Source organism: Streptomyces sp. SID14478 (assembly GCF_010548525.1).
Taxonomy (GTDB): domain Bacteria; phylum Actinomycetota; class Actinomycetes; order Streptomycetales; family Streptomycetaceae; genus Streptomyces.
Map to the genome: position 1 here is coordinate 20,926 of NZ_JAAGMG010000345.1, position 6,442 is coordinate 27,367.

The 6,442-nt window shown below is 66.2% G+C and carries 4 protein-coding genes and 1 pseudogene; 3 read left to right on the top strand and 2 right to left on the bottom strand.

All coding sequences use genetic code 11. From position 1 onward, the window contains the following. Positions 1-110: 110 nt before the first annotated feature. The gene (locus G3I40_RS11460) at positions 111-3,266 is read right to left on the bottom strand and encodes an RHS repeat-associated core domain-containing protein (RefSeq protein WP_164302063.1); all 3,156 of its coding nucleotides are present in this window, start codon (positions 3,264-3,266) and stop codon (positions 111-113) included. A gap of 698 nt (positions 3,267-3,964) precedes the next feature. Here G3I40_RS11460 and G3I40_RS11465 point away from each other — a divergent pair. Beyond that, positions 3,965-4,225 (top strand): hypothetical protein, encoded by a 261-nt coding sequence (locus G3I40_RS11465; RefSeq protein WP_164302056.1) that lies wholly within the window; start codon positions 3,965-3,967, stop codon positions 4,223-4,225. A 463-nt stretch (positions 4,226-4,688) separates the two neighbouring features. On the opposite strand, the gene G3I40_RS11470 is transcribed toward G3I40_RS11465, so the two are convergent. Next, the gene (locus G3I40_RS11470; protein WP_164302057.1) at positions 4,689-5,093 is read right to left on the bottom strand and encodes a squamosa promoter-binding protein 15; all 405 of its coding nucleotides are present in this window, start codon (positions 5,091-5,093) and stop codon (positions 4,689-4,691) included. 234 nt (positions 5,094-5,327) lie between these two features. On the opposite strand from G3I40_RS11470, the gene G3I40_RS11475 reads away from it, so the two are divergent. Beyond that, a complete protein-coding gene (locus tag G3I40_RS11475; protein ID WP_164302058.1) occupies positions 5,328-6,071 on the top strand; it encodes a hypothetical protein in 744 nt (247 codons plus the stop codon). Between the two features lie 231 nt (positions 6,072-6,302). After that, positions 6,303-6,442 (top strand): annotated as a pseudogene (locus G3I40_RS11480) (IS5/IS1182 family transposase); the annotation flags it as partial.

Here is a 6,442-nt window from a genome sequence, read left to right on the forward strand (position 1 = left end):
GCACGAGGCACACTGCAGCGAAAAGCCACATCAGATTGCGATTCTTCAATTTTTCCTCTCGCGGCTGGGATCCGGGCTCAAGCTGCACCCGAGCCCGGATCCCAGCTCTGCTAGTCACGCAACGTCGTTATCCACGTCATAGCCCCCGCGGCCGCAGCTACCGGTGTGCACGGCGAGAAACCTTCTGTGGCAGCTGCGCAGATAGTCGTTCCTACCACCACGCCGTTCGATCCCTTGCGGATAGTGGAGCGCGTTTTCTTGCTACCACAGTAGGCAGGGCCGATGAGGAACGAGGCAACCTTGTTAGAGCAAACGTCTGTTCCCTCAGGGTCGATAAGGTTGACGGGGTCGCCTGCGGCGTAGAGGTAAGGGTTTTGTTCCTGGCCGGAGGGGTCGGGTTGGGTGAAGCGGCCGATGTTGGGGTCGTAGTACCGGGCCGCGTAGTGGTAGAGCCCGCTCGAGTCGTGGTAGCCGCCGGCGAACTGGTAGGGCTGGGTGACCTGTTCGCTGGTCAGAGTGGTGCGGGTGACGCCGCGGGGGCTGTAGGCGTACGTGTTGACCTTCGCGCCGGTCTCGTCGGTGGTGCCGATGACGGAGCCGATGGCGTCGGTGAGGTAGTAGTACGCCTTCCCGCTGCGGGTCATGGAATTCAGTGTGCCCCCGGACTCGCGGACAAATCCCGTGTCCACTCCGGCTGTTGATGTTCCGGCGAGGCCGAGGGGGCCGTTGTGGAAGTAGGTGTCGCCCAGGCGGATGCGTTCGGCCTGGTCCGTGGAGCCGTACTGGCCGGTGGATGTTTTCCCGCCGACGGTGAGGGACGTGAGCTGGCTGTGGTCCGACCACGTCTCGCCGGTGCGGGTGCCTTCCGGGGTCGAGGCGCCGGCCGTCTCATTGCCGGCCTGGTCGTAGGACCAGTTGGCGCTCGAGCCGTTCTTGGAGGTGATCTGCTGGGCGTCGTTGAGGGTGTAGGTGGAACCGCCGGGGCAGCCGTCGGCCGTGCCCTGTGAGGTGAGGTTGCCTGCCAGGTCGTAGCAGTACAGCCAGGAGGAGTTGACCGCGGAGCCCTTCTTCTCCTCGGCGAAGGCGAAGCGGCCCGCCCCGTCGTAGCGGTAGGTGGTCTTCAACCCGGCGGCGTTGTCGGTCTTGGTACGGATCTTGTCGCCGTCGGTCTTGGCGTCGGTGCCGTAGCCGTAGGTGTAGGCGAGGTCGACCAGGGTGCCCTTGGACTTGCTGGCCGCCTTGACCGTCTTGGGCCGCATCGAGTTGTCCAGACCGAAGGTCTGCGTGACATCACCCGGGTAGTGGGTGACGGTGCGCTTGTCGTTGCGGTTGTACTCGAACGACGTCACCCGGCCCTGCGGGTCCTTCAGGCTGGAGAGGGTGTTGACCTCGTTCCAGGTGTAGTCGGTCTTCCCGGCGGGGTCCTGGTAGAAGTCGACGTTCCCGGCCGGGGTGTACGCGAGGAGGGTCTGGGAGCCGTCCTGCAGGGTGCGGACCGTCTCGCGCTGCAGCGGGTCAAACTGGTACTTGACGGTGCCGGTGGAGTCGTCGCGCTGGCGCAGGTTGCCGTCACCGTCGTAGTAGTAGCGGACCGTGTCGTGGGTGGTCGAGACGGATTTGATGCGGTCCAGGTTGTCGTAGGTGAAGACCTTCTTGATGCCCCGGCCGTCGGTCAGCGTCTCGGTGCGGCCCAGGCTGTCGTAGGTGTAGGTCGTCTCGCCCAGCGGGGACGGTGGTTTGACGGTCTTGAGGTTGCCCTGGCCGTCATAGGTGAACGAGGTCTTCACCGTCTTGGAGGCCGTCATTTTGGTTTCCTGCGTGCAGACCTGCCCCTCGAAACCCTCACAGGTCGGGGTGGTCTTGTTACGGGTGAGGGAGACGTTGCCGCCGCCGGTACCGCTCTGCGCGACCGACATCGTGTTGCCGGCCGTGTCGTAGCCGTAGGTCGTCTTCTCACCGTCAGCGTTGGTGGCGTCCTTGGGCACGTCGCCGCCCGCGATGGTCTGCCAGTTCGTCACCGACTGCCCGCCCGTGGGCGACTTGACCGTGGCGAGGTTGTTACGGGTGGTGAACCCGTAGTCTGCGACGTTGCCGCCGCTCCCGCCGGTGCCGGTGCCCATGGCGTCGGTGGAGGTGTCGATGTTGTGGTTCGCGTCGAACTTCGTCGAGCGGTCACGGCCCAGCGCGTCGGTGACGTCGCTGACCTCACCGTCGGCGTCGTGCTTGTACTTCGTCGCGTGGGACTCGGGGTCGGTGACGGTCGTCGTCCCGGCCGCTGTCGGCGACGCCGCCTCATAGTCATAGGTCCAGGTCGGACCGGTGTGGGAACCGCTGACACCAGTCTCGCGCAGCATCGACCTGACCCGGTTCACGTCGTCGTAGGTGAATGCCGTGACCCGGCCCTCCGCCGTCGTGATCTTGGTGAGGCGGCGGGAGGAGTCGTAGTCGAAGGTGGTGGTCTTGCCCTCGGCATCCGTAGTGCGGGCCAGGTTGCCGGACGGATCGAGGCCGAAGACCGCGGTGCGGCCGGAGTTGTCCTTGGCCTGCCACTGCGACGCGTCCGTCTTGTAGAGGTCGATCCAGCGGCCGGAGCGGTTCTCAGTGAGCCGGAAGCCCTTGTGCTCGCTGCCCTCGTCATGCTGGGTGACGGTGATGGTGCCCTTGTTGCGGTCGGTGACCTTGGTCAGGCAGCCGTTCGCGTCGTAGGTGTCCTTCGACCCCGACTTCCAGTCGGTGACCGTGAACGTGCCGTCCGCGTTCTTCTTCAGGTCCTTCGAGTAGCCCGAGGGCGTCTTGAAGGTGCCGTCCGCGTTCTTGGAGAAACGCAGACTGTCGCCCGAGGCGTCGTAGAGGACGGTCTCGGTGTCGTTGAACTGCAGGTAGCGCTCGTACTGCTGCCACCACCGCTGGGACACCTTCCCCCACGGCGCATCAAGGGAGTTGTAGGTGCGCGCCAGCGTGAGGTTCTGGCCGACGCCGGCGACCTGGAAGTCGGTGGCGGTCAGCATCAGGTTGCCGGTCGAGAAGTCGACGTGCGCGCTGAGCGCGTCAGTGATCGCGAAGTCGCTGTAGCGGTGCCAGGGCACCTTGCCCTGCCCCTGAGGGACGTATGTCGTATCGGCCGCCTCTGCGCTGCGAGTGCCAGCGGAAGTGCCGCCCTGCGCACGCCTCTTCTGCCCGGCACGCCAGGCAGCGACCTCAAGGGACGGAGCCGCCTCGGCCTTCGTCGCGGGCGCCTCGTTCGAGCCGACCTTCACCTGGGGCATCGAGAACGACGGCGCGTCCTTGCCCCACGCCGAGGACGGGTCATCAGCCGCCACCGCACCGGCGGCCGGCAGCAGCGACAGGGTCACAGCGCCCGTGGCCAGGACAGACAGGGCCGCGAGTCTGGAACGGTTCTGGGCGCGCGACAGCGGCGCACCCCAGGTGCGTGATTTCAAGACTTCCCCCCACAGGAAGACACTCCCCGCAGACCCCAGTGGTCACGAGGAGCCCACAACCTGACACAGAAACCACACAAGTCGCCCCGCGGTGCCCCCGAACACCCGCATCACACGGGCCGGAACAAGCCCCTCCCCTCCCCCGGCCCAAAACCGCCATACACGGATACATAGCCGTGATCACGTCAGCCGGCTGCGGCAACAGCGCACAACACGCACGGAAACCTGTCTCAAAACTGACAGAAGACCGCCGGAGACCGGAAGAAAGACTGCACTCCCCTCTAGTTCACGCCAGGCCCAGGCCAACGGAATCAGCCATTCCATCACCATTCATGACGATTCGCACACCAACTTCCCCACACATAACGGACTTTCCAGAAAGGCTGTAACAGGCACGCGTCACCCCGGCGACTCCGGGCACTGTGAACCACACCCCCACACACCACCCGCACCACCTCCCCCCACTCCTGTCCGGCACCACCACCCTGCCGCGCCCCCGCCCGGCACCACCGCCAGGAGACCCGGTGAACACCCACACCGCCACCACACTGACCCGCCGCCTCGCCCAACTGCTGTGCTGGCACCTCACCCTCGCCATGACCCTCGCCGCAACCTTCACCCTCACCGGCCTCCACACCCACCGCACCCCCCTCTACCTCACCTGGACCGCCCTCCCCCTCACCACCCTGGCCTGGGCACTGACCCGCGCACACGAAAAACGCCTGCACCACCACAACCCCACCACCCAAACCCTCCACCCCCACGACTGGACACCCACCGCCTGACAACCCCACCAACTCCCCCACCTCCCCAACACCATGAGGCCGAGAACGGGGGCGCCGTCAGTACCGGCGCGCCCTACGAGCAGACCACTACGAGGAGCGAAGAATGGAGCAGACACAGCAGCCTGGAAGTTAGACCCAGCCCGTTGCAGGCTGGCGGCACCGGCCGCCCGGCCCACGGCCGGCCGGTGCCGCGGCGGCCACGCCGCCCGGTTCCAGGACCGGCTGTCGGTCAGCTACTCCGACCCCACCGGTGCGGCAGCACGCACACGACCAACGCCCCGGACCCCTCCACCTCAAACAACAGAGCCCTGGCCCCCCGGACCACAACCTCCCAGCGGGAACCCTCCATGTCTGAGCAACACCCCCCTCCTTACGGCTGCTCGCCGCCCTGCCCGCCCGTGTGGCACCGTCCACGCGAGACCGGACCGCCCAGAGCAAGCACGGCGCCGGCTACTGGCCCACCTCACCAGCTCTGATAGAAGCCGTCGTCCTCCTCGTTCGGCTCCAGAGGTGCGAACTGCCGCAAACTGCCACCCCTGATCATCCACATGCGGAAGAACCCCTCCTCCTGATCCATCACCAACAGCTGTACCAGTTTCGGCTCACGCCACGGCATCTCGAACACGCGCTGCCTGAGAGCGTCCAGATCGGCATGGTTCAACACCCCCGCCCACACCTCGCACTCCGGGTTCTTCCACCCACCCCAGGCATGGGACTCAGGACTCGTGAGCAGTTTCAAGAAGCCGACTCCGTAGGTCTCGCAATGAGCACGACGAGGGGCGTCCGTCCGCAACCACTCGCTCAACGCCTCCGCGCCTGTCCTGTCCGCCACATCAATCGAGATCATCACGTTCGCCACCCAGCTCATAGCGATCGTTGTACAGCAGCAGTCAGTACGCCTGCCCGACCATTTCTCCGCAGCCCCCGTCGTCCGACGCCTCTCCCGGCCAGCACGTCTCACCCTGAAACAATCAGTAAGACTTCCGGCGAGGCGAGGAAGCAGGACTCAATGACGGTCTGCACGACGGCAGTCAGTCGACCCTGTAGGGTCATTCACTCTCCGCGCGTGGGACGCGTGGGACATGGGGTGGGGAACATGCAGATGAGTGATGCCGCCAGACGGGCGGCCCTGGGCGCGTTGACCGCGGGAGTCGTCGCTGTCACCGGGTGCGGATGCAGCGGCGGGCAGCCGAAGGCCGCCGCGGCGCAGTCCGCTGCGCCGGTGACGCGGCAGACGCTGTCGCAGGCGCAGTTGAAGCAGGCGGTACTCGGCGAGAAGGACCACGGGCCTTTCGACATCACCGACCTGGGCTCCAAGCCGGTGATCGACTTGCAGGACCTGCCAAGCGGTAAACCGGCGTGCGGGAACGTGGGCCTTGCCTACGGGCAGCAGACCCGGCCCGCGGCCACTGCGCAGGAGCTGAGGGGGGCCTTCGACAAACGCGATGACAAATACACGCGGCCGGCGGCGCCCGGGCCGCTGATGCTGGACGTGCAGGCTCACCGCTACGCGGATGCCCAGGCGGTCATCCGCAACCTCCGCGCCGACCTGCACGCGTGCCCCGGCTGGCACAGCAAGGACGCAGTGGACTGGAAGGTCACGCGGTACGCCGACCCGAAGAACCTGGGCGACGAAGCGGTGTCCTACCGGGTCGTGAACAAGACCGACGCCAAGCATCCACGCGCTGCTGGCTCCGTGTTCACCGTCGCGCGCGCCGGATCGGTAGTGCTGTTGGCAATGGGCTCTGTCGGCGGGCCCCGTCCGGAGCTCGTCGAGGCGCCTGTGCGCGGGGCGCTCACCGATCTGCAGCGAGAACAGATCAAGCGGCTTCCACGCCAGCACTGAGCCGCCAAATTCTCCCGCCAGGAACACAGCACTGAGCGCTTCAGGAGCAGTCGCCGCGAAGGTCGGATGCCGGCGTCACGTCTCGCACTCTGGACCACTTCTTGTGTAGCTGGATGGCATTGAGGCTTTGCCAACTTGCGCTGCGAGGCGGGCTGTTGAGCTGACACGTGGGTGAAGCCCCTGGTAGACGGGTTCACGACCAAGATTCCCTCGCCCGACCAGAGGCTTCGTGTGCTTGTCTACCCGTGTGGCCTGGACGTGTCCAGTCGTTCCCTGCGTTTCCTCGCTGACCGTCTTCGTGCGCATCGCCGCCGGATCGGGAGCCGTTGGCGCCGGCTGACGGCCGGCAAGCAGGCCCTGCTGACGCTGGC

Excerpts from the sequence above, each read along its gene's own strand:
- G3I40_RS11475 (WP_164302058.1), top strand. The coding sequence starts at position 5,328 with ATGAGTGATGCCGCCAGACGGGCGGCCCTGGGCGCGTTGACCGCGGGA.
- G3I40_RS11470 (WP_164302057.1), bottom strand. The coding sequence starts at position 5,093 with ATGAGCTGGGTGGCGAACGTGATGATCTCGATTGATGTGGCGGACAGG.
- G3I40_RS11460 (WP_164302063.1), bottom strand. The coding sequence starts at position 3,266 with ATGCCCCAGGTGAAGGTCGGCTCGAACGAGGCGCCCGCGACGAAGGCC.